Source organism: Hymenobacter ginkgonis (genome assembly GCF_009755225.1).
Classification (GTDB): domain Bacteria; phylum Bacteroidota; class Bacteroidia; order Cytophagales; family Hymenobacteraceae; genus Hymenobacter; species Hymenobacter ginkgonis.
In genome coordinates, this window is the sequence record NZ_WQKZ01000003.1 from 889,856 (window position 1) to 908,549 (window position 18,694).

Here is an 18,694-nt window from a genome sequence, read left to right on the forward strand (position 1 = left end):
GATACTGCGTCAGCAAAATCTGCCGAATCAGCGGTAGGCTGCACTTACATCATGCCGCCCATGCCGCCCATACCGCCCATGCCACCATCGCCGTGGCCAGCACCCGACTCTTTAGGCTCAGGCTCGTCCGAGATAACGGCTTCGGTCGTCAGCAGCAAGCCGGCGATAGAAGCAGCGTTTTCGAGGGCCAAACGGGTTACTTTGGTTGGGTCGATGATACCAGCGGCCGTCATGTTCTCGTACCGGTCTTCGCGGGCGTTGTAGCCGTAGTCACCTTGGCCATCGCGCACCTTCTGCACTACTACCGAGCCTTCGCCACCGGCGTTAGCTACGATGGTACGGAGAGGAGCTTCGAGGGCCGTGCGCACAATTTGCACACCGGTTTTCTCGTCGCTGTTGTGAGTATCAACGGCGTCGAGCGCTTCGATAGCGCGCACGAGGGCTACGCCACCGCCGGGTACCACACCTTCCTCAACGGCGGCGCGGGTAGCGTGCAGCGCATCGTCTACGCGGTCTTTTTTCTCTTTCATCTCCACTTCGGTGCTAGCACCGATGTAGAGGATGGCTACACCACCGCTCAGCTTAGCCAAGCGCTCTTGCAGCTTCTCCTTGTCGTAGTCCGACGTGGTGGTTTCCATCTGGGCCTTAATCTGGTTCACGCGCGCCGTGATGTCCTCTTTTTGGCCTTTACCATTGACAATCGTGGTGTTGTCTTTGTCGATGATGATTTTCTCAGCGGTACCGAGGTACTCGAGGGTTGCATTTTCCAGCTTGTAGCCGCGCTCTTCCGAAATCACCGTACCACCCGTGAGGGTAGCAATGTCTTCGAGCATCGCCTTGCGGCGGTCACCGAAGCCAGGAGCCTTTACGGCGGCAATTTTCAGCGAGCCACGGAGTTTATTTACTACCAGGGTAGCCAGCGCTTCGCCGTCCACATCTTCCGAGATAATCAACAGGGGCTTACCCGTTTGCAGCACTTGCTCCAACACCGGCAGGAGCTCCTTCATGGTGCTCACTTTCTTGTCGTAGATGAGGATGTAGGGGTTCTCAAACTCCGTCTCCATCTTCTCGGGGTTGGTCACGAAGTAGGGCGACAGGTAGCCGCGGTCAAACTGCATGCCTTCTACCGTTTTTACTTCGGTCTCGGTGCCACGCGCTTCTTCTACCGTGATAACGCCTTCTTTGCCAACTTTATCCATGGCATCGGCAATCATTTTACCGATTTCAGCGTCGTTGTTGGCCGAGATAGTACCCACCTGCGCGATTTCGGCGCTGTTGGCGATTGGCTTCGACTGCGACTTCAGATTAGCAACAACAGCCAGTACGGCCTTGTCGATGCCACGCTTCAAGTCCATCGGGTTAGCACCGGCGGCTACGTTTTTCGAGCCAGCCGCGTAGATGGCCTGAGCCAATACGGTAGCAGTCGTAGTGCCGTCACCAGCTTGGTCAGCAGTTTTGCTGGCAACTTCTTTTACCAACTGGGCACCCATGTTTTCAATGGGGTCGCGTAGTTCAATTTCTTTGGCTACCGTTACGCCGTCCTTCGTAATAGAAGGCGCGCCGAACTTCTTGTCAATGATAACGTTGCGGCCTTTAGGGCCAAGCGTTACTTTAACGGCATTCGCCAGTTTGTCCACGCCGCGTTTGAGTTTGTCGCGGCCTTCGGCGTCGAATAGGATGTTCTTAGACATTGCTAGGGGGAGGGAAATAAAGGGGGTAGGAGGAAAAGACTATCGGTCAGAAGCTGACGCGTCTTAGAGGACGGCCAGAATGTCCTTTTCCTGCATGATGAGGTAGTCTTCGCCATCCACGGTGATTTCCGTGCCGGTCCACTTACCGTACAGCACCTGGTCGCCTACTGCCACCTCGGGCTTGATGGTGGTGCCGTTGTCAGCTACTTTGCCAGCACCTACGGCTACTACTTCGCCGCGCTGGGGTTTCTCCTTCGCGGTGTCGGGGATGATGATGCCAGACTTGGTAGTGGCTTCGGCGGCGGCGGCTTTGATGACCACGCGGTCGGCCAGCGGTTTAATGCTCAGTGCCATTTGTTGGGATAGGGGAATGGATGTTTTGGATAAAAGCGAAACTTGATAGTTCCGTAGCGGCGATTGACACTAAATGTGCCAACCAACCAAACCTGACAGAATGTAAGCCAACCTGGCCCGCTTTGGCAGAAAACAACCCCTAGGCTAGCCAAGTAGGCCGGCAAAGCCGGCCCCGTGCTCAATAAAAAAAGCCAGTGGCCCCGCCTAGCGCGGAAGCCACTGGCTTCTAAAAAATGTACGCTTGTTCTTAGTTAGCCGGGGTAGGCTGAGGAGCCGGGGTAGTAGGCTGCTGTGCGGCTGGTGCACCAGGGGCTGGTGCGGCTGGGGTAGTCGGGGCTGGGGCTGCGGGTAGCGCCGTCTTCTGCGCCGCCTGCTGGTTGACGCTACGCACTGGGCCGGCGCCCCCGCCAAGCATATGGGTAGCCAGGGCCAGTACTATCAGGCCCACGGCGAAGCCCCAAGTAAGCTTTTCGAGGAGGTCGCCAGTGCGTTTCACTCCCATGAGGTTAGCCGCGCCACCCGCGCCAAACTGGCTGCTAAGTCCGCCACCTTTGGGGTTTTGGGCCAGCACCACTAAGGCCAGCAGAAAGCACACGACAAGGATAAGGATAACTAAAGTGAGGTACATGGAAATGAGTAAAAGCTACGCCAATGGGCGCAAAGATTCAATTTGGGCTGCAAAGTACGCCATTTTTTCCGGGTGTTTCACCATAAGGCGTTCATAAACTGCGATGGCGCGCTCATTTTTCCCTTGCCGCGCCAAAATGCGCGCCAGATTTTCGGAAGCTAGCTCCGGCTCGGGGCGGGTGCTGCGCACGGACAAGTCGGCCTGAGTGCCCGTGTCGGGCATGGCGGGGGTAGGCATGGCCCGGCGGCGCGAAGCAGTAGGGGCACGCTGTAAGAAGCTATTAATCAGGTCCAGCGGGTTCACTTTAGGCAGTGGGACAGGCTGGTGTGTCGTGAGGTGGTCAAGCAACAGCGCGTCCGGCGCAAAGAACTCGCCAGCAGGGGGTAGGGTAGCACTGGGCAAAATAGGGTCAAGCTTCTCTTCACTGCCCTCACCGCCCCTGACTAGGCAAAATCCCAGGCGGCTACCCTCGCTGGGTGCATAGCCAACGTCGGCTACGCCGCTAAATACCGGCAGCAAGGGGGTAGCGGCCGTGGCCAGCGCTGGGGTAGCAGGCGCGGCTTCCTCTAATTCTGGTAGGCGGTAAGCCATAATTTCGGCCGGCTCCTGAGCAGCCAAGCCAAACTCACGCCGTGCCGTTTCGGCCTCGGCCGGTGGGCGAATGGGAGGTGCCTGAACTGGTAGCTCTTCCTCCACGAGGGGGGTAGGAGCAGGCGGCTCTTGCTCTGCAAGGGGGGGAGAAACCGGTAGCTCTTCCTCGGGTTCAGCCAAGCCAATTATTTGGTCAGGCTTGTCTTCTAGCTGAGCAACTGATTGGCTTTCAATAGGTAGTCCTTGCTCAAGCGCAGTGTCGCTAGCAGTAGGTGCTACTTCAATTTCGGGGAGAACTTGTGGTTCAGCCGGGGGGGTAGGCGCCAGCGTTAGGGGCGCCAATTCGGGTAGGGTCTCTTCGACTACCACTGCGGCTACGGGCGCCGGCGTTTCAATAAGCTGGCGCAGCTGTGCGCGGTCGGCTGCATAGGTCGCGGCGCGGCGCAAGCGCTGGGCAGCCAGCATAGAACCTTGGTCGTGGGCAGCTTTGGCCAGCAGTAGGTGGGCTGTTTGGCAGTACGGAAAGGCTTGGGCTAGCTCTTCCAGCGCGCGCACGTCGGGCCCAGTGAGGGCGGCAGGGTGGGCGAGGAGGTGAAGCAGCGAAGCGCGAGTCATGCGAGGGGTGAGCCGAGAAAATGAGTAAGAGGAAGGGCCGTAGTTGAACCGGCAACATTACAACCGAAGCAGCAAACGCGGGTAGCAGCTCGCCAGCAATCAACCGCCAACTACCAGTTGGCCACCGACTTGTTAAACATGTCGGTGATGATGTTACGCGTGATTTCGCGCACCGAAGTCAGGTCATTGTTCACCGCCGCGATGTCTTGCGTAGAGGCAAAGTCGCGCTGGCTCTGAAAGGTCTGCTCGAAATCCTGCTTGGTATCCTTCGTATTCGTGAAACGCAACTGCACCTGAATGGTGAGCCGGTTGGCGCCCGCCGTGGGCAGCGTACCAGCCTGCTGAATAGCGGCCGGAGCAAAGTCATACGCCGCCACGGTGCCCTCAAACTGCAGGTCGCCGTCGCGAGGCACTAGCTTCAGCGTGGTATTGCGCTGAAAGTAGTCCTTAATATCCTCCGTAAAGCGCTGCGACAAGTAAGCCGGTGCGTTGGGGGCACTATTTTGAAACGTCTGAATGGAAAACGTCTTTACCGTCGGGTCGATGTTCGTGCCATTAAACGAATAGATTCCGCAGCCGCCGCAGAGCAGCAGCACCGGCAATAGCGCCAGCAGCCACGCACGCGACAGGTTAGGCCGATTCCAAGTCATATTGCTTAAGCTTGCGGTAGAGGGTGCGTTCTGAGATGCCCAGGTCCTGGGCGGCGTACTTGCGCTTGTTGTGGTGCTTTTTCAAAGCCTTGAGAATCATCTCCTTCTCAATAGCGTCGAGCGAAAGGGTTTCCTCTTCTGTTTCGTGCGATATGTCCTCCGTCTGGATGGCATCGTCGTCTTCGTCGTAAGTGGTCGCCTGCGACACGTCCACGCGCAGCGGCGCCGTTGCGGCGGGCGGCAGGTAGTAGTTGCTCTCGGCTGGGCCCTCGGGGTTGGGGTAGGGCGATGCCTCGTTAAGGTTATTGAACAGGTGGCTGTTCTGGCGCAGCACTTCCTGGGCGTCGGCGGGGCGCGGGTTGCTGCTACCCCCAGCAAGTTCCAGTACCACTTTTTTGAGGTCGGTCATGTCGCGCCGCATGTCGAAAAGCAGGCGATACAGGATGTCGCGCTCCGAGTACGAGCCAAAGCCCCCGTTGGCATCGGCGCCGCCTGGCAGCACCATAGGCAGCGAGGTTTGGGCCGCGGGCAAGTACGTGGCGAGGCGCGTAGCATCCACCTCGCGCTCTAGCTCAAGCACCGAAATCTGCTCGGCTAAGTTCTTAAGCTGCCGAATATTACCGGGAAACCGAAAGCGTGTTAGCAGCCGCACCGCGTCGGGCGTCAGCGAAATGGGCTTTACCCGGTGCTTCTCCGAAAAATCGGCCGTGAACTTGCGGAACAGCAGGTATATATCGTCTCCACGCTCGCGCAGCGGTGGCACCGTGATGGGCACCGTGTTGAGGCGGTAGTAGAGGTCTTCGCGAAATTTGCCGGCCTGCACGCGGTCGAGCAAATTCACGTTGGTAGCTGCCACTACCCGCACGTCGGTTTTCTGTACCTTGCTGCTACCCACCCGAATAAACTCGCCGTTTTCGAGTACACGCAGCAGGCGTGCTTGGGTGCCAAGCGGCATTTCGGCAATCTCATCCAGAAAAATGGTGCCGCCGTCCGTCACTTCAAAGTAGCCTTTGCGTGCCTCGTTGGCGCCAGTAAACGCACCTTTTTCGTGCCCAAATAGCTCCGAATCAATTGTGCCCTCGGGGATGGCGCCGCAGTTGATGGCAATGAACTGCCCGTGCTTACGCGGAGAGAGCGCGTGGATAATTTTGGAAAACGATTCCTTACCCGACCCACTTTCGCCCGTGATAAGCACGGTCATGTCAGTCGGGGCCACTTGCGTAGCCACCTGAATAGCGTAGTTCAGCGTCGGCGCATTGCCGATGATGCCAAACCGTTGCTTAATGCTTTGAATTTCTTGATTTGTCAATTTCTGAGTTCTGCTTGCAGAGGCGCCTCAAGGCGCCTTGACATGGAACGATAGCGTACGAATTTGGTAAGCATCAGTCGTTCAACGAGAGACGTAAAATTCGGGCTTTCTATATGGCCTCGCCCAGCAGTGCGCCGCCGGTAGTGCTGGTCACGAGTACGTTAACGTAATCGCCTTTTTGGAAATTTTGTTTGGGAAAAATAACCACTTGGCTTTGGCTATTGCGGCCGCTTAGGTGCTCTTCCGAGCGCTTCGAGAAGTTCTCAACCAATACTTGGTGCACGCGCCCTACCCCCCGCTCGTAGCGGGCACGGCTGTGGGCTTGCTGGCGGTCGATAATCTCCTGGAGGCGGCGCTTTTTCACGTCCAGCGGCACATCGTCGGCGAGCTTGCGAGCGGCCAGGGTGCCGGGGCGCTCCGAGTAGAAAAACATGTAGGCCATGTCGTACTGCACGTGGTCGATGAGGCTGAGCGTATCTTGGTGCTCCGCCTCGGTTTCGGAGCAGAAGCCAGCAATCATATCCGTCGAGATAGCGCAGTCGTCGCCCAAAATCCGGCGAATGGCTGCTACCCGCTCCTCGTACCACGGGCGGTCGTAGGTGCGGTTCATCAGCTCCAGCACCCGCGAATTGCCGCTTTGGGCGGGCAGGTGAATGTATTTGCAGATGTTGTCGTGGCGCGCCATTGTGTGCAGCACCTCGTCAGTAATATCCTTGGGGTGTGAGGTCGAAAAACGCACGCGCAGGTGCGCGCTAACTAGCGCCACGCGCTCTAGCAACTGCGCAAAGTTGACGTGCTCTAGGCCGTCGGCGCTGGCCCACTTATAGCTGTCTACGTTTTGACCCAGCAGCGTAACTTCCTTATAACCAGCAGCTACTAAGTCGCGGGCTTCCTGTAAAATGCTGTGCGTATCGCGGCTGCGCTCGCGGCCGCGGGTGAAGGGCACCACGCAAAACGAGCACATATTGTCGCAGCCCCGCATGATGCTGATGAAAGCCGACACACCGTTTGAATTCAGGCGTACGGGCGTGATATCGGCGTAGGTTTCCTCGCGACTCAGCAGCACGTTTACGGCTTTCTGCCCGCCATCTACTTGGCTGATGAGCTGGGGCAAGTCGCGGTAGGCGTCGGGGCCGACCACGAGGTCCACGATTTTTTCTTCCTCTAAAAACTTGGCTTTCAAGCGCTCGGCCATGCAGCCGAGCACCCCCACCAACATACCGGGGTTGCGCTTCTTGTGCGAGTTAATTTGGGTGAGGCGCATGCGCACCGTCTGCTCGGCCTTCTCGCGGATGGAGCAAGTGTTGAGCAGCACGAGGTCGGCGCCGGCCAGGTCTTCGGTCGTGTCAAAGCCTTCGTCGGCCAAGATGCTAGACACAATTTCGGAGTCCGAGAAATTCATTTGGCAACCGTAGCTCTCGATGTAGAGCTTGCGGGTGCGGCCCGTGCGGGTAGCGGCGCTCACGCGCACATCGAGGGGTAGGGCTGGCGCCTCGGTAGCGGGCGCTTTATCGAGAAAATCTAACGTAATGAGCGGTTGCGACATAGCAGACGGAGCACCCTGGCCAGGTGCAGGGCAGATAGCAAAGATACGAAATAGGGCCGGTAAATGACAGAATGGCAGCATCAGGGAGCAGCAAACAGTTCTCCTGCTCACTGCTCCCTGATGCTGGTGTGGAGTGCTTGCAGCACCCCTTGCGCCTTCAGCAGGCATTCGGCGTACTCCTGGACGGGCACCGAGTCGTAGGTGATGGCCGAGCCAACTTGCAGGCTTAGGTAGCCGGTGTCGGCGCGGTATTGGAGGCTGCGAATCACCACGTTAAACTCAAACTCGCGGTCGGGCCAGGCGTAGCCAAAGCAGCCGCTGTATAGGCCGCGGCGGCTGTTTTCATAGCGCTCGATGAGCTGCATGGCGCGGATTTTAGGCGCGCCGGTCATCGAACCCATGGGGAAGGTAGCGCGCAAAATAGCGGCCAAATCCACGTCTGGCCGCAGCTCAGCCTCAACGGTCGAAATTAGTTGCCAGACGTGCTTAAAGCCGTACGTACCAAATAATTCGGGCACTTGCACCGTGCCGGGGATGGCAATGCGGGCTAGGTCGTTGCGCACGAGGTCTACTATCATCAAGTTTTCGGCGCGCTCTTTCTCGTCGTGCAGCAGGGCCAGGCGCTGCTGCTCGTCTAGGGTGGGGGTAGGGCCGCGCTGCCGGGTGCCTTTAATGGGTTGCGAAACGATAACCGACTCGTGATGCGCCAAAAACAATTCGGGGGAAGCGCAGAGCAAGTAATGGTCGTGGTGGCGCAAAAAGCCCGCATATGGTGCTGGCGAGGCCGCATTGAGCCGCCAAAACGTGGCTACTGGGTCCAGCGTCACCTGCTCGGCGTAAAATTCCTGGCACAAATTCAACTCGTACACTTCCCCGTTCAAAATATCTTCGCGCACGTCCTCAACGGCCTGCAAGTACTCGGCACGGGGCATGCGCGCCAGCAGCGGCGGCACGGTGGGTGGGGCCACGCTGGGGGGCACTCTGGTAGCCAAGATGGCGGGCAGCACGCCTACGGTGGCTCCGTGAATTTCCAGGGTGTCGGAGCGCCAGTACAGCCACGTTTCAGGCAAAAAAAAGTGTAATGCTGGCCAATCTAACCCCGAAAAATTGCGACTGCCCAGGGCTTCAATCTCATTTTTAACGTCGTAAGTAACGAAACCGCAGCGCGGTGCCCCTAGCGGGGGCTGGCGCAAATAGGGGGGTAGAGCGGCTAAATCAGCCGGTGCAGCCGCAGCGGCAGGAGCTACGGCCAGCAGCCGGGCAAAGGCGCCGGGCGCCGATTGCTGCAAGTCATTATGCTCAAAATAAGCACAATGCACAAAGCTCGCCGCCCACTGCAAGGCGCGAGCACGGAAATCGGCAGGCAGGTCGGCGAGCAGAATGGTTTGCATAAGCAGTTTGGGCTTACAACTCGCGTAAGGCCAGTTTAGCCTTCTGGTCAGTGCTGTTTTTATACTCGTGCTTGGGGTAGGCGAGGGCCTGTTCGAAGTAAGTTTTGGCCGCTGCCCGCTGCCCAGCTGTTTGCGCCAGGTAGCCAAGCTGCAAAGCTGCCTGGGGCGCAAAGTAGTAGGGCGGCCGGCCCAGCGCCGCCGCTAGCCGCACGGTGCGTAGGTAGTCGAGGCGCGCCGAATCGGTGCGCAGGAGGCCCTGCCACACGCGCGCCCGGCGGTAGAGCAACTCTAGCTGCTCGCGAGTAGGCGTGGAAGACGAAGGTTCGAATTTGTGCAACGTGCTCAGCGCAAGCTGGTAATAACCGCCATCCGTTTGAAAACGGGCGCGGGTTAGGGTAAGATTGAGGGGTAGGGCGTCGTGGTAAAAGCGCTGGGCATAGATGTCTTCCTCCAATATTAAAGGGCCCGCCAGGTTAATTTGCTGGCGGTAGCGCTCTACGGTAGCCGCCGGCTGCCCACTTAGCCACGCCACCAAGTACAATTTAAACGCCGCATCCTTGCGGTAGTGCTGGCCACGGTACTCGCGCAAAAACTGCTGGTTCTCAGCTTCCGAACCGCGGTAGTCGCCCTGGTAGAGAAGCAGGTCGGCGGCCATGTGGTGGAGATAGGCCACCGGCAGGTAGGCGGGGCCAGTGGGCCGGGCGCGGTAGGCAGCCAGGGCATCGTCGGTGTGGTGCTGGCGCTTGTTGAGGCTGATAACCAAGTAACTAAATAATAGGTTGTCGGGCTGCTCATGGCGCAGGCTTTCCATAAGGGCCACCGCATCGGCGGGGCGCTTGTAGTAGGTTTCCTGGATGAGGGCCAGCACAATCCGGCTCTCGGTTTGGAAGTCATGGGGGCGGGTAGCGGCCAGCGTTAGGTTTTGCAGCCCTTCTTCTACACTGCTATTTAGGCCCAGTATTTTCAGCAGCCAGTGATAACCTTCAGGCAGCGAGCCAATACCAAACTGGCACATCCCCAGGCTTTTGCGCAGAGGTATAAAGCTGGGGTAGCGGTAGGCGGCCGTTTGCAACAAGCCCACCGTCTGGCGCAGATTCCAGGCTCCCCTTAGCTCATGGTTGAACACCAATTGACTTACCGCTTGGTGCAGGCGAATTTCGGCCTGGGTATAGTCGCGTACCGCGCTGGCAGGTATTTTCTCCAGCATGGCCAAGCGGGCATCCTGGGCCGCGATAGCGGCCTCGTAGCGGCCGGCATCTTGCGAAATCATGAGTGCCACAAAGTCGGCACAGTCGGCCACGAGCAGGGTGCCGGGGGCACTGGCCGGCTCGGCTGCCAGCAACTGCCCAGCCGCCGGAATGCGCAGTTTCAGCACTTCAGCGTAGGCGCGGCGAGCACCAGGCGAGAGCACGGGCCCTACTGCCGCTTCGAGGGGGGTAGGCTGCGTAGGAAGTTCAGGCTGAAGTGCACAATGGATTTCGCCAAGGCTCGCTGAGGTGCTCAATAGGCCTACTGCCACACTCAGCATCCCTCGGCGAACCCTTCTGCGTACCTCAGTGGAAACTTTCAGCACAATCACCTAAACAATTAGTAATAAAACGATTATACAAAAAAAGGAACGGCCTAAGCCGTTCCTTTTTCTTTACGCTACCGCGAAAACTAGGCGTTTACCGCGGCCCGGCCTTCTACATCAGCCAAGATGCGGCCGCAGTGCTCACACACGATAATTTTCTTGTGCGAGATAATGTCGGCCTGGCGCTGCGGGGGCACCGTGTTGAAGCAGCCGCCGCAAGCATCGCGGCGCACTAGCACTACCGCCAGGCGGTTGCGCATGTTGCTGCGAATGCGGTCGTAGGCCGTCAACAGGCGGTCTTCCACGGGTTGGGTAGCGGTTTCACGCTCCGTAACCAGTGTTTTTTCCTCGGCTTCGTTTTCGGCCACAATAGTGTCGAGCTCGGCTTTCTTGGTGTCAAGGTCTTTGCGGCGCTCGTCGAGGCGCAAGCGGGTTACGTTGGCTTCGGTATTGCGTTGCTCAATCAGGTACTGAGCTTCCTTGATTTTTTTGTCCGAAATCTGAATCTCGAGGCGCTGCAGCTCCACTTCCTTGGCAATTGCTTCGTACTCGCGGTTGTTGCGTACGTTGGTTTGCTGCTCTTCGTAGCGCTTAATGAGGCCTTCAGCCTCTTTTGTAGCGGCCTTGCGCTGCTTAATTTGGTCTTGCAGACCGCTGATTTCTTCGTCGAAACGCTTGACGCGGGCTTCGTAGCCCGCAATTTCATCTTCGAGGTCGCGCACTTCCTCGGGCAGGTCGCCGCGCACGCGCCGAATCTCATCAAGCTGCGAGTCAATGCGTTGCAGGTTAAGCAAGGCTTCGAGCTTAATGGCAATGGGCGCGTCGGCCGGATTTACCACGGCGGCAGAGTTAGCAGTCATACTGAACGGGATTCGTGGGGGTTTCTGCGAATAAGACCGCAAAAGTACGACCGAACCTCGCCAGCAACAAATCGCGGAAGATTTCGCCCGTAAATTGCTCGCTCTCAAAGTGCCCTACGTCGCAGAGGAGCAGGCGGCCTTCGGGGGCGAAAAACTCGTGGTACTTCACGTCGGCCGTCACGTAGGCATCGGCGCCGGCCGCCACGGCCGCGCTGGTCAGAAAGCTGCCCGCCCCGCCGCAGAGCGCCACTTTTCTAATGTCTTTTTCAAACGTCGTGTGCCGCACCACGGGCACACCCAGCACCGCTTTGAGCAAGCTCCGAAACTCGGCAGGGGGTAGGGCCGTCGGCAGCTCGCCTACCATACCGGCGCCCACATCCTGGTGCTGGTTTTCGAGCTTAACCAGCTCATAGGCAACTTCTTCGTAGGGGTGCGCCTGGCGCAGTGCCGCCAGTACGCCCGCCTGCCGGTGCAGGGGTAGGAGCACTTCAAGCTTCACTTCAGGTACAATTTCCGGCTGATTTTCGGCGCCGATGGCTGGCTGCGTGCCCGCGCCCGGCGTAAATGTGCCGGTACCAGGCGCCTGAAAACTACAGTTAGCATAGTCCCCGACCTGGCCGGCGCCGGCCGCATACATCGCTTGCAAAACGCGGTTGGCCACGCCCGCTGCTAGGTCTGCGGGGCGGTTGGGTACGTAGGTAGTGAGGCGGCCTAATGTGCCGGTTTTAGGGTCTAAAATGCGCGTGTTAATCAGCCCCAGCTTTTCAGCCAGCTTCGCATTTACGCCCTGGCGCACGTTGTCGAGGTTGGTGTGGGCAGCGTAGATGGCCACATCGGCCTTGAGCGCGGCCATAATGGTTTGCTCCACTAAGCCTTTGCCGGTAAGGCGCTTAAGTGGCCGAAAAATAACGGGGTGGTGGCATAGTACTACGTTGCAGCCGCGGCGCACGGCCTCGGCTATCACGGCCGGCGTGCAATCAAGCGCAATCAGGACGCCGGTTATTTCGGCTGCGGGCAGGCCGCATTGCAGGCCGGCATTGTCGTAGCTTTCTTGGTAAGCGAGGGGTGCGGCGGCTTCGACGAGGCGGGCAAGGTCTTGGACAGTAGGCACGGGAGTGGAAAATAGCGCGAACTTGGCAGTTCGTGTTTAAAAGAAAAAAGAATACGGGCGTGGCCACAGACTACCGAAGGCCGCGCTGCTTTCACTTGAGCAGGCTGCCCAGTACTTCCACATAGCGAGCCACGTTTTCGGCTAGGTAGCGGCGTCGGTATTGCATGAGAAAGCGCGGATGGTCAAGCACTTCAACACGCTCGAATAAACCCAACTCTGCATTAAGCTTGGCGAGAAACTCGCCGTTGCGGCGGCCCAAGCTCACGGCTACATCGCGGCGCAAGTCAAGTTCTTTTACCTGCCGCGTGAGCGAGAGGCGCATGTCGGGCCAGAGGGCTTTGGTAACGGCCGACGAATCGTAGTAATTGTAGTTTTTGCCAGCATGGGTTAGCTCCAATGGGTAAATAGAGCTGAGAAAAAAGTGCTCGTAAAAGGCCGCCGGTCCGCCCAAGGCTTCAATAAACTTGTACACAAACTCGCTCGACAGCTCGCGCCGCTGCTTGGGCAAGTCGTGGGTAATGCCGCAAATAGTGGTGAGCGCTACGGGGTCGGTGAAGGCTACGCCCGTGCGGCCACCGCCAAACCGGCCGGGATTGATGCCGAAAATACCCACGCGCTGCGTGTCGGCGACGTAGTATTTCTGAGCAAATTGGGTGAGGATGGCCGCCACGGCCGGGTCTTGAAACGAGCCCCGTACTTCAACCGCGCCCGGCAGTGGGGCGGGGGGTAGGGGAAAAGACGAAAGCAGGTGCAGCAGGCGCGCAGCAAAGTTGGGCATACTGCAAAGGTGGCGCCCGCACCCGACCTTTGCCCCATGCTACCTCCTTGGCCGGCTTGGCTGCTGCTGCCCTTTTCTTGGCTTTACGCCGCTGTGCTGGCGGTGCGCAACTGGCTCTACGACCACGGCTGGAAGCGCTCGGCGCCCGGCTGGGTGCCGCTGGTGGGGGTAGGGAACCTACGAGTGGGCGGCACCGGCAAAACGCCCCATGTGGCCTGGCTGGTGGCCGAGCTGCTGCGCCAGGGCCAGCGCCCGGCCATTCTAAGCCGCGGCTACGGCCGCCAAACCACCGGCCCGCGCCTAGCCGCGCCCACCGACTCGGCCGCTACGGTCGGCGACGAGCCGTGGCAATACTTCGAGCAGTTTGGGGCGCTGGATGTGCCCGTAGCAGTGGCCGAAAACCGCCAGCTCGGCCTCGACCTATTGCGCCAAACCCACCCCGAGCTGACCACCGTGGTGCTCGACGATGCCTACCAGCACCGCCGCGTGCGCCCTACCCTCCAGATTTTGCTGACCGAGTTTGCCCGGCCTTTTTACCACGATTTTGTGCTGCCAGCCGGCCTCCTGCGCGAAGCTCGCGCCGGGGCCGCTCGCGCCGATGTGGTTATCGTCACGAAGTGCCCGCCCGCGCTTACTACCGCCCAGCAAGCTGAGCTTACGGCCCACGTGCGGCGCTACGCCCGGCCCGAGGCGCCCGTGCTTTTTTCGGCCTATGCCTACGCCCCGCCCCGGCCGCTCACGGCGGCGGCCCAGGCGCAGGGCGAGCCGGCGGCTGAGGTTTTAGCGCTGCTGCTCACGGGTATTGCCCAGCCAGGCCCGCTGCGCGAGCACTTGCAAACCAGCGGGTTTAAGCTGGTGCAAGAGTTTGTTTTTCCCGACCACCACGCCTTCACGCCGGCCGACCTGGTGGCGGTGCGGCGCAGCTGGCACCCGGGCCAGGTTATTTTTACCACCGAAAAGGACGCTACCCGCCTGCTGGCGCCCGAGCTCGCCGCAGCGCTCCGGAGCTTGCCCATATACACGATTCCGGTGCAGGTGGCGTTGCTGGGCGATGGCGCGGCGCAGCTGCGCCGCCGGCTGCCGACTGAGGCTGGGCCAGTACCTTTATAAGTCGAATACGGCCGCTACAAAGCGGTTGCCGCGCAAAAATGAGTGTTGCCAAACCGCAGGTTTCTAAAAAATACGTGGGCCCTCGGTGGCTTTTTCTGGTGCTTGGGCTTTTGCTGGGCGCGCCGCTGCTGGGCCGTGCGCAGGTAGTCGACGACTCAACTAAGGTGCTGTACGGGCCCAAAACGACCCGCATCATCTACGAAGACGAGGTGCGGCGCGACTCCGTGGGCGGCACGCCCATCGATACTACCCTTACCAATTGGTCGCAGGCGCGCTTTTGGGCGCACGACAGCACTTTTCAGCAAGACCTGGGAGCCTTAGGTACGGCCTCGCGGCCATTACTTTATGAGCCCAACTTGCAGCTCGGCGCCCGCTTCGGACGCAACGTATTTGACCGCTACGCCCGTGAGGGCAGCCAGGTACCGTACTACGATAGCCGCTCGCCCTACTCGTTTTTTCGCTACGTGCAAAGCACGCAGGGCGAGCAGGTATTTGAAATCAACTACAGCCGCTCGCTGAAGAAAAACTTTAGCGTGGGGGTTAACTACGAGCGCATTGCCTCCAACCAGGTGCTGGGCACGGCCCTTACCCTACCCCTGGTCGAGCACAATAGCTTCACGCTCTACAGCCGCTTTCAAAGCGAAGATGGCCGCTACCACCTGCTGGCCAACTACACCTCGAACCGCAACCGCGTGGCCGAAACCGGCGGTATCTGGCCGACTGACCAAGAGCAAAATCGCATCAACCAGTTGAAGGGCGTTGTGGATAGCTTGTTTAGCTATTCCGACGAGCGCGTGTACCTGAGCAGCGCCCGCAACGTGGAGGACCGCGACCAGTTTCACTTATTTCATACCTATCGCCTATTGGGGCGCGGACTTACGGCCTACCATGTTTTGGATGTGCGGCGGCAGTACAACGGCTACAACGACGACGCGCTGCCCCGGAGTAGCACCAGCCAACTGCTGTTTTACCCCACTACCGGGCCGGGGTTGGGCACATATCGGAATATCACGGCCACTATCGACCGCGCTACTTTTCGCCAGGTCGAAAACACGTTTGGCCTGCTCGGCCATTCCGACCGCGTGGAGTACCGCGTGTATGGGCGCTACCGCAACGCATCGCTCACTGCTGCGAGTACTTCTACTAACCCGCCCGGCCAGTCGGGCACTAGCGTACCATTGGAGGAGGTAGGGAATTATACATATGGCCAAGCCTTTTTGGGCGGCACGGCGGCCTTCAACTACCGCACTATTTATGCTGTGCAGGTTGATGGCGAGGTGAAGCCCGCCTTCAGCAGCCTCGAATACTGGCTGCGCGGCCGCATTCGCACTGGCCCGCTGTCGGCCGAAGTGCTGACCAGCTCCTACGCACCTACGCTTACGCAGCAAGATTTTGAGGGTAACCACTACCGCTGGCATAATGACTTTGCCAACACTAAAACCCAGCAGGCCACGGTGCGCCTTCAGCAGCGCCTACCCTTCCTGGCCGAGCATACCATTGAACTCAGCGGCAGTGCGGCGCTGCTCACTAGTCTGGTGTATTACAATCAGCAAGGGGTGCCCGCCCAACTAAGTGAAAACAAGACGTTGCTCATCGGTTTTGCGCGGCACCGCGTGCGGATTGGCAACGTGTTTTTCGACAACCAGGCTACTTATACGCAGGGCGGCGACGGCGAAGGGCTGCGGATTCCGGCGCTCGTCACCAACTCGCGAGTGTATTACCAGCGGCACGTGTTTGGGCACGCGCTGTTTGCGCAGCTGGGGGGCGAGGTGTACTACCAGTCGCGTTTTCGGGGCTACCAATACTCGCCCAGCACCCAGCAGTTTTACGTGCAGGATGATTTCGTAATGCAGAATTTTGCGGTGGCCAATGTGTTTGTAGCCGCCGATATCAGTTCAGCTTCCATCTTTATTAAAGTGGCGTACGTCAACCAGGGCTTACCCGCCAACGGCTACTTCACTACCCCCTATTATACCGACTACCCCCGGCGCTTGCAGTTTGGGGTGCGCTGGAAATTCTTCGATTAATAGCCCTACCCCCTTGCGCGCGCAAGGGGGTAGGGCCTGCCCGCTTCCGTTATGAAAGAAAAAACCATCCTTAAGCTCAAGCTGAACTCTGACCCGCGTTGGGCGGATTTGGCCAGCAAAAACCTCGAAGAAATCCTCGTTGACCACGCCTACTGCGAGCAAAAAGCTGCCAGCACTGGTATTTCGCTCATCGTGCACTACCCCGAAAAAGAGCGGCTAGTAGATGAGTTAACCGCTTTAGTGGCAGAGGAGTGGGAGCATTTTGACCGCGTGGTGAAGGAGCTGCGCAAGCGCAACCTGCCGCTGGGCCGTCCCCGCCGCGACGAGTACGTGGTGCAGCTGATGGCGCACGTGCGCAAAGGCGGCTCGCGCGAGCGCCAGCTCATGGACCAGCTGCTGGTATCGTCGCTCATCGAGGCGCGTTCCTGCGAGCGCTTCAAGCTGCTGTGGCTGCACCTGCAAGACCGCGACCCCGAGCTGAGCCAGTTTTACTACGAACTGATGGCCAGCGAGGCCGGCCACTTCGTGAGCTACGTGGACCTGGCCAAGGAATACTGCGACCCCGCCACCGTGGACGCCCGCTTGCAGGAACTCCTGAAAATAGAAGGCGAAATCGTGGTGAGCCTGCCCGTGCGCGACGACCGAATGCACTAATAAATTCCGTTTATCATGCCCCTTCTCTCCCTCGAAATTCCTACCCTCGCCGCACTGCCTACCGCCGCCCAGCAAGTAGCCACTGCCCTTGCTGAAGCGGGCCACACGGTAGTCGCCTTCGAGGGCGAAATGGGCGCTGGCAAAACCACGCTCATTCGGGCCTTGTGCGCCGCGCTGGGGGTAGGCGATGAGGTAAGCAGCCCCACCTTTGCCCTCGTGAATGAATACCGCGACGGGCAGGATAAACCCGTGTATCATTTTGATTTCTACCGAATTGACTCGGAGGAAGAAGCAGCCCGATTGGGTGCTGCCGAGTACTTCGATTCGGGTTATCTTTGCCTAGTAGAGTGGCCCACCCGCGTAGCCGGGCTGCTACCCCCGGCACGGCTGGTAGTCGAGCTAACTGTAACTGGCCCAGAATCAAGATACTTAACAATTACTAGTGAGCAATAAGCAGTAAGTAGCCAGCCAAAAGCACTACGGCAGTATTGCTGGTTTTTGGTGCGCGGCTCCCTGCTTCGTGAAAATTATATGGCCGAACAGCTACCCTCCGGCTTTGGCGCCTTGGCCACGGGCCGTGCCTATTTTACCCAAGAGTCGATGCTGGCCGTGGAAACGCGCAAGCGCAAACTTTTCATTGGGCTGCCTAAGGAAACTTCGCTTCAGGAAAACCGGCTCGGCCTCACACCCGAAGCCGTAGTGCACCTCGTGAACGAGGGCCACGAAATAGTGCTCGAAAGCGGCGCTGGCGAGCCTAGCAAGTACTCCGACCACGATTACTCGGAGGCGGGTGCTACCATTGCCTACTCGCGCGAGGAGGTGTACAAGGCCGATGTGATTCTGAAAGTGGCGCCGCCCATGCTCGACGAAATCGAGCTGCTGCGCCCCGGTCAAACCCTGATTTCGGCCCTGCAAATGGGTACCATGACGCCCGAATTTATCCAGGCGCTGGCTCGCAAAAAGGTGAACGCCATTGGCTTCGAGCTGATAAAGGACCCCAGCGGCGCCCGCCCCGTGGTGCGCGCCATGAGCGAAATTGCGGGCTCGACCGTGATGCTGGTGGCCGCCGAATACTTGGCCCGCTCCAACGAGGGGAAGGGCATTATCCTGGGCGGCATCACGGGCGTGCCGCCGTCGCAGGTCGTCATTCTGGGAGCCGGCACGGTGGCCGAGTACGCCGCACGCGCCGCCATTGGCCTGGGCGCCGAGGTAAAGGTGTTTGATAACCATCTCTACAAACTGCGTCGCCTCAAGCACAACCTTGGTACGCAGCTCTACACCAGTACGTTGGATACATTTGCCCTGAGCCAACAAATTCGCCGGGCCGACGTGGTGATTGGTGCGCTAGCAGTAGAGGAAGGTCGCATTCCGTTCATGGTGCCCGAAAGTATGGTGGCCAGCATGGCGGCTGGCTCCATCATCATCGACATCAGCATCGACCAGGGTGGCTGCTTCGAAACCAGCGAGTTGACTACGCACAGCAAACCTATTTTCCGCAAGTACGATGTGGTGCACTACTGCGTGCCCAACATCGCTTCGCGGGTGCCGCGTACGGCCACCAACGCGCTCAGCAACATCTTTACGCCCATCCTCCAAGAAATCAGCCAGAACGGCGGCATCAACGAAATGCTATTTACCAACGAGCATTTCCGCAGCGGCGTCTACATCTACAAGGGCTCGCTCACCAATGCCGCCATTGCTAAGAAATTCAACATGCGCTATAAAGAACTAGGGCTGCTGATTGCGGTGCGGAACTAGGGAGGGGGTAGGGGCGACTGGCTCAAAAAAACGTCCTGCTGAGAGCTT

The 18,694-nt window shown here is 59.0% G+C and carries 17 protein-coding genes; 5 read left to right on the plus strand and 12 right to left on the minus strand.

Annotated elements, in window-relative coordinates; translation table 11 throughout:
* Positions 1–44: 44 nt before the first annotated feature.
* The 12 genes from groL to GO988_RS15140 form a co-directional block, all read right to left on the minus strand.
* Positions 45–1,691, minus strand: coding sequence for a chaperonin GroEL (groL, locus tag GO988_RS15085; protein ID WP_157566872.1), 1,647 nt, complete (start codon positions 1,689–1,691; stop codon positions 45–47).
* A 63-nt stretch (positions 1,692–1,754) separates the two neighbouring features.
* Positions 1,755–2,045: a co-chaperone GroES gene (gene groES / locus GO988_RS15090; RefSeq protein WP_198172782.1), complete on the minus strand. Its 291-nt coding sequence runs from the start codon at positions 2,043–2,045 to the stop codon at positions 1,755–1,757.
* 247 nt (positions 2,046–2,292) lie between these two features.
* Positions 2,293–2,673: a preprotein translocase subunit SecG gene (gene secG / locus GO988_RS15095; protein WP_157566874.1), complete on the minus strand. Its 381-nt coding sequence runs from the start codon at positions 2,671–2,673 to the stop codon at positions 2,293–2,295.
* A gap of 15 nt (positions 2,674–2,688) precedes the next feature.
* Positions 2,689–3,879: a hypothetical protein gene (locus tag GO988_RS15100; RefSeq protein ID WP_157566876.1), complete on the minus strand. Its 1,191-nt coding sequence runs from the start codon at positions 3,877–3,879 to the stop codon at positions 2,689–2,691.
* A gap of 110 nt (positions 3,880–3,989) precedes the next feature.
* Positions 3,990–4,529 carry an LptE family protein gene (locus GO988_RS15105; RefSeq protein WP_157566878.1) on the minus strand — a complete coding sequence of 180 codons (540 nt, stop codon included), beginning with the start codon at positions 4,527–4,529 and terminating at the stop codon, positions 3,990–3,992.
* Positions 4,510–5,838 carry a sigma-54 interaction domain-containing protein gene (locus tag GO988_RS15110; RefSeq protein WP_157566880.1) on the minus strand — a complete coding sequence of 443 codons (1,329 nt, stop codon included), beginning with the start codon at positions 5,836–5,838 and terminating at the stop codon, positions 4,510–4,512. The genes GO988_RS15105 and GO988_RS15110 overlap by 20 nt, the downstream gene beginning before the upstream one ends.
* Before the next feature lie 109 nt (positions 5,839–5,947).
* Positions 5,948–7,384: a tRNA (N6-isopentenyl adenosine(37)-C2)-methylthiotransferase MiaB gene (miaB, locus tag GO988_RS15115; RefSeq protein ID WP_157566882.1), complete on the minus strand. Its 1,437-nt coding sequence runs from the start codon at positions 7,382–7,384 to the stop codon at positions 5,948–5,950.
* 107 nt (positions 7,385–7,491) lie between these two features.
* The gene (locus tag GO988_RS15120; RefSeq protein WP_157566884.1) at positions 7,492–8,775 is read right to left on the minus strand and encodes an anthranilate synthase component I family protein; all 1,284 of its coding nucleotides are present in this window, start codon (positions 8,773–8,775) and stop codon (positions 7,492–7,494) included.
* A gap of 13 nt (positions 8,776–8,788) precedes the next feature.
* Positions 8,789–10,279, minus strand: a complete 1,491-nt coding sequence (locus GO988_RS15125; protein WP_198172783.1) for a DUF3808 domain-containing protein — start codon at positions 10,277–10,279, stop codon at positions 8,789–8,791.
* Between the two features lie 155 nt (positions 10,280–10,434).
* The gene (locus GO988_RS15130) at positions 10,435–11,208 is read right to left on the minus strand and encodes a zinc ribbon domain-containing protein (protein WP_157566888.1); all 774 of its coding nucleotides are present in this window, start codon (positions 11,206–11,208) and stop codon (positions 10,435–10,437) included.
* Positions 11,198–12,319, minus strand: coding sequence for a Nif3-like dinuclear metal center hexameric protein (locus GO988_RS15135; protein ID WP_317164879.1), 1,122 nt, complete (start codon positions 12,317–12,319; stop codon positions 11,198–11,200). Before GO988_RS15135 ends, GO988_RS15130 begins: the two co-directional genes overlap by 11 nt.
* A gap of 91 nt (positions 12,320–12,410) precedes the next feature.
* Positions 12,411–13,097 (minus strand): uracil-DNA glycosylase family protein, encoded by a 687-nt coding sequence (locus GO988_RS15140; RefSeq protein WP_157566891.1) that lies wholly within the window; start codon positions 13,095–13,097, stop codon positions 12,411–12,413.
* Positions 13,098–13,133: 36 nt separating this feature from the next.
* Between GO988_RS15140 and lpxK the strand changes: the two genes are divergently transcribed.
* The 5 genes from lpxK to GO988_RS15165 all read left to right on the plus strand — a co-directional run bounded on the left by lpxK (position 13,134) and on the right by GO988_RS15165 (position 18,646).
* Entirely contained in the window at positions 13,134–14,207 is a 1,074-nt protein-coding gene (gene lpxK / locus GO988_RS15145; RefSeq protein WP_157566893.1) for a tetraacyldisaccharide 4'-kinase, read from the plus strand.
* Positions 14,208–14,245: 38 nt separating this feature from the next.
* Positions 14,246–16,234 carry a putative porin gene (locus GO988_RS15150; protein ID WP_157566895.1) on the plus strand — a complete coding sequence of 663 codons (1,989 nt, stop codon included), beginning with the start codon at positions 14,246–14,248 and terminating at the stop codon, positions 16,232–16,234.
* Positions 16,235–16,285: 51 nt separating this feature from the next.
* Positions 16,286–16,888 carry a tRNA-(ms[2]io[6]A)-hydroxylase gene (gene miaE, locus GO988_RS15155; RefSeq protein ID WP_157566898.1) on the plus strand — a complete coding sequence of 201 codons (603 nt, stop codon included), beginning with the start codon at positions 16,286–16,288 and terminating at the stop codon, positions 16,886–16,888.
* Positions 16,889–16,903: 15 nt separating this feature from the next.
* Complete coding sequence (gene tsaE, locus GO988_RS15160) at positions 16,904–17,341, plus strand: tRNA (adenosine(37)-N6)-threonylcarbamoyltransferase complex ATPase subunit type 1 TsaE (protein WP_157566908.1); 438 nt, start codon at positions 16,904–16,906, stop codon at positions 17,339–17,341.
* A 78-nt stretch (positions 17,342–17,419) separates the two neighbouring features.
* Positions 17,420–18,646 carry an alanine dehydrogenase gene (locus GO988_RS15165; RefSeq protein WP_157566910.1) on the plus strand — a complete coding sequence of 409 codons (1,227 nt, stop codon included), beginning with the start codon at positions 17,420–17,422 and terminating at the stop codon, positions 18,644–18,646.
* Positions 18,647–18,694: the final 48 nt, after the last annotated feature.

Excerpts from the sequence above, each read along its gene's own strand:
- groL (WP_157566872.1), bottom strand. The coding sequence starts at position 1,691 with ATGTCTAAGAACATCCTATTCGACGCCGAAGGCCGCGACAAACTCAAA.
- groES (WP_198172782.1), bottom strand. The coding sequence starts at position 2,045 with ATGGCACTGAGCATTAAACCGCTGGCCGACCGCGTGGTCATCAAAGCC.
- secG (WP_157566874.1), bottom strand. The coding sequence starts at position 2,673 with ATGTACCTCACTTTAGTTATCCTTATCCTTGTCGTGTGCTTTCTGCTG.
- GO988_RS15100 (WP_157566876.1), bottom strand. The coding sequence starts at position 3,879 with ATGACTCGCGCTTCGCTGCTTCACCTCCTCGCCCACCCTGCCGCCCTC.
- GO988_RS15105 (WP_157566878.1), bottom strand. The coding sequence starts at position 4,529 with ATGACTTGGAATCGGCCTAACCTGTCGCGTGCGTGGCTGCTGGCGCTA.
- miaB (WP_157566882.1), bottom strand. The coding sequence starts at position 7,384 with ATGTCGCAACCGCTCATTACGTTAGATTTTCTCGATAAAGCGCCCGCT.
- GO988_RS15120 (WP_157566884.1), bottom strand. The coding sequence starts at position 8,775 with ATGCAAACCATTCTGCTCGCCGACCTGCCTGCCGATTTCCGTGCTCGC.
- GO988_RS15130 (WP_157566888.1), bottom strand. The coding sequence starts at position 11,208 with ATGACTGCTAACTCTGCCGCCGTGGTAAATCCGGCCGACGCGCCCATT.
- GO988_RS15140 (WP_157566891.1), bottom strand. The coding sequence starts at position 13,097 with ATGCCCAACTTTGCTGCGCGCCTGCTGCACCTGCTTTCGTCTTTTCCC.
- lpxK (WP_157566893.1), top strand. The coding sequence starts at position 13,134 with ATGCTACCTCCTTGGCCGGCTTGGCTGCTGCTGCCCTTTTCTTGGCTT.
- GO988_RS15150 (WP_157566895.1), top strand. The coding sequence starts at position 14,246 with ATGAGTGTTGCCAAACCGCAGGTTTCTAAAAAATACGTGGGCCCTCGG.
- miaE (WP_157566898.1), top strand. The coding sequence starts at position 16,286 with ATGAAAGAAAAAACCATCCTTAAGCTCAAGCTGAACTCTGACCCGCGT.
- tsaE (WP_157566908.1), top strand. The coding sequence starts at position 16,904 with ATGCCCCTTCTCTCCCTCGAAATTCCTACCCTCGCCGCACTGCCTACC.
- GO988_RS15165 (WP_157566910.1), top strand. The coding sequence starts at position 17,420 with ATGGCCGAACAGCTACCCTCCGGCTTTGGCGCCTTGGCCACGGGCCGT.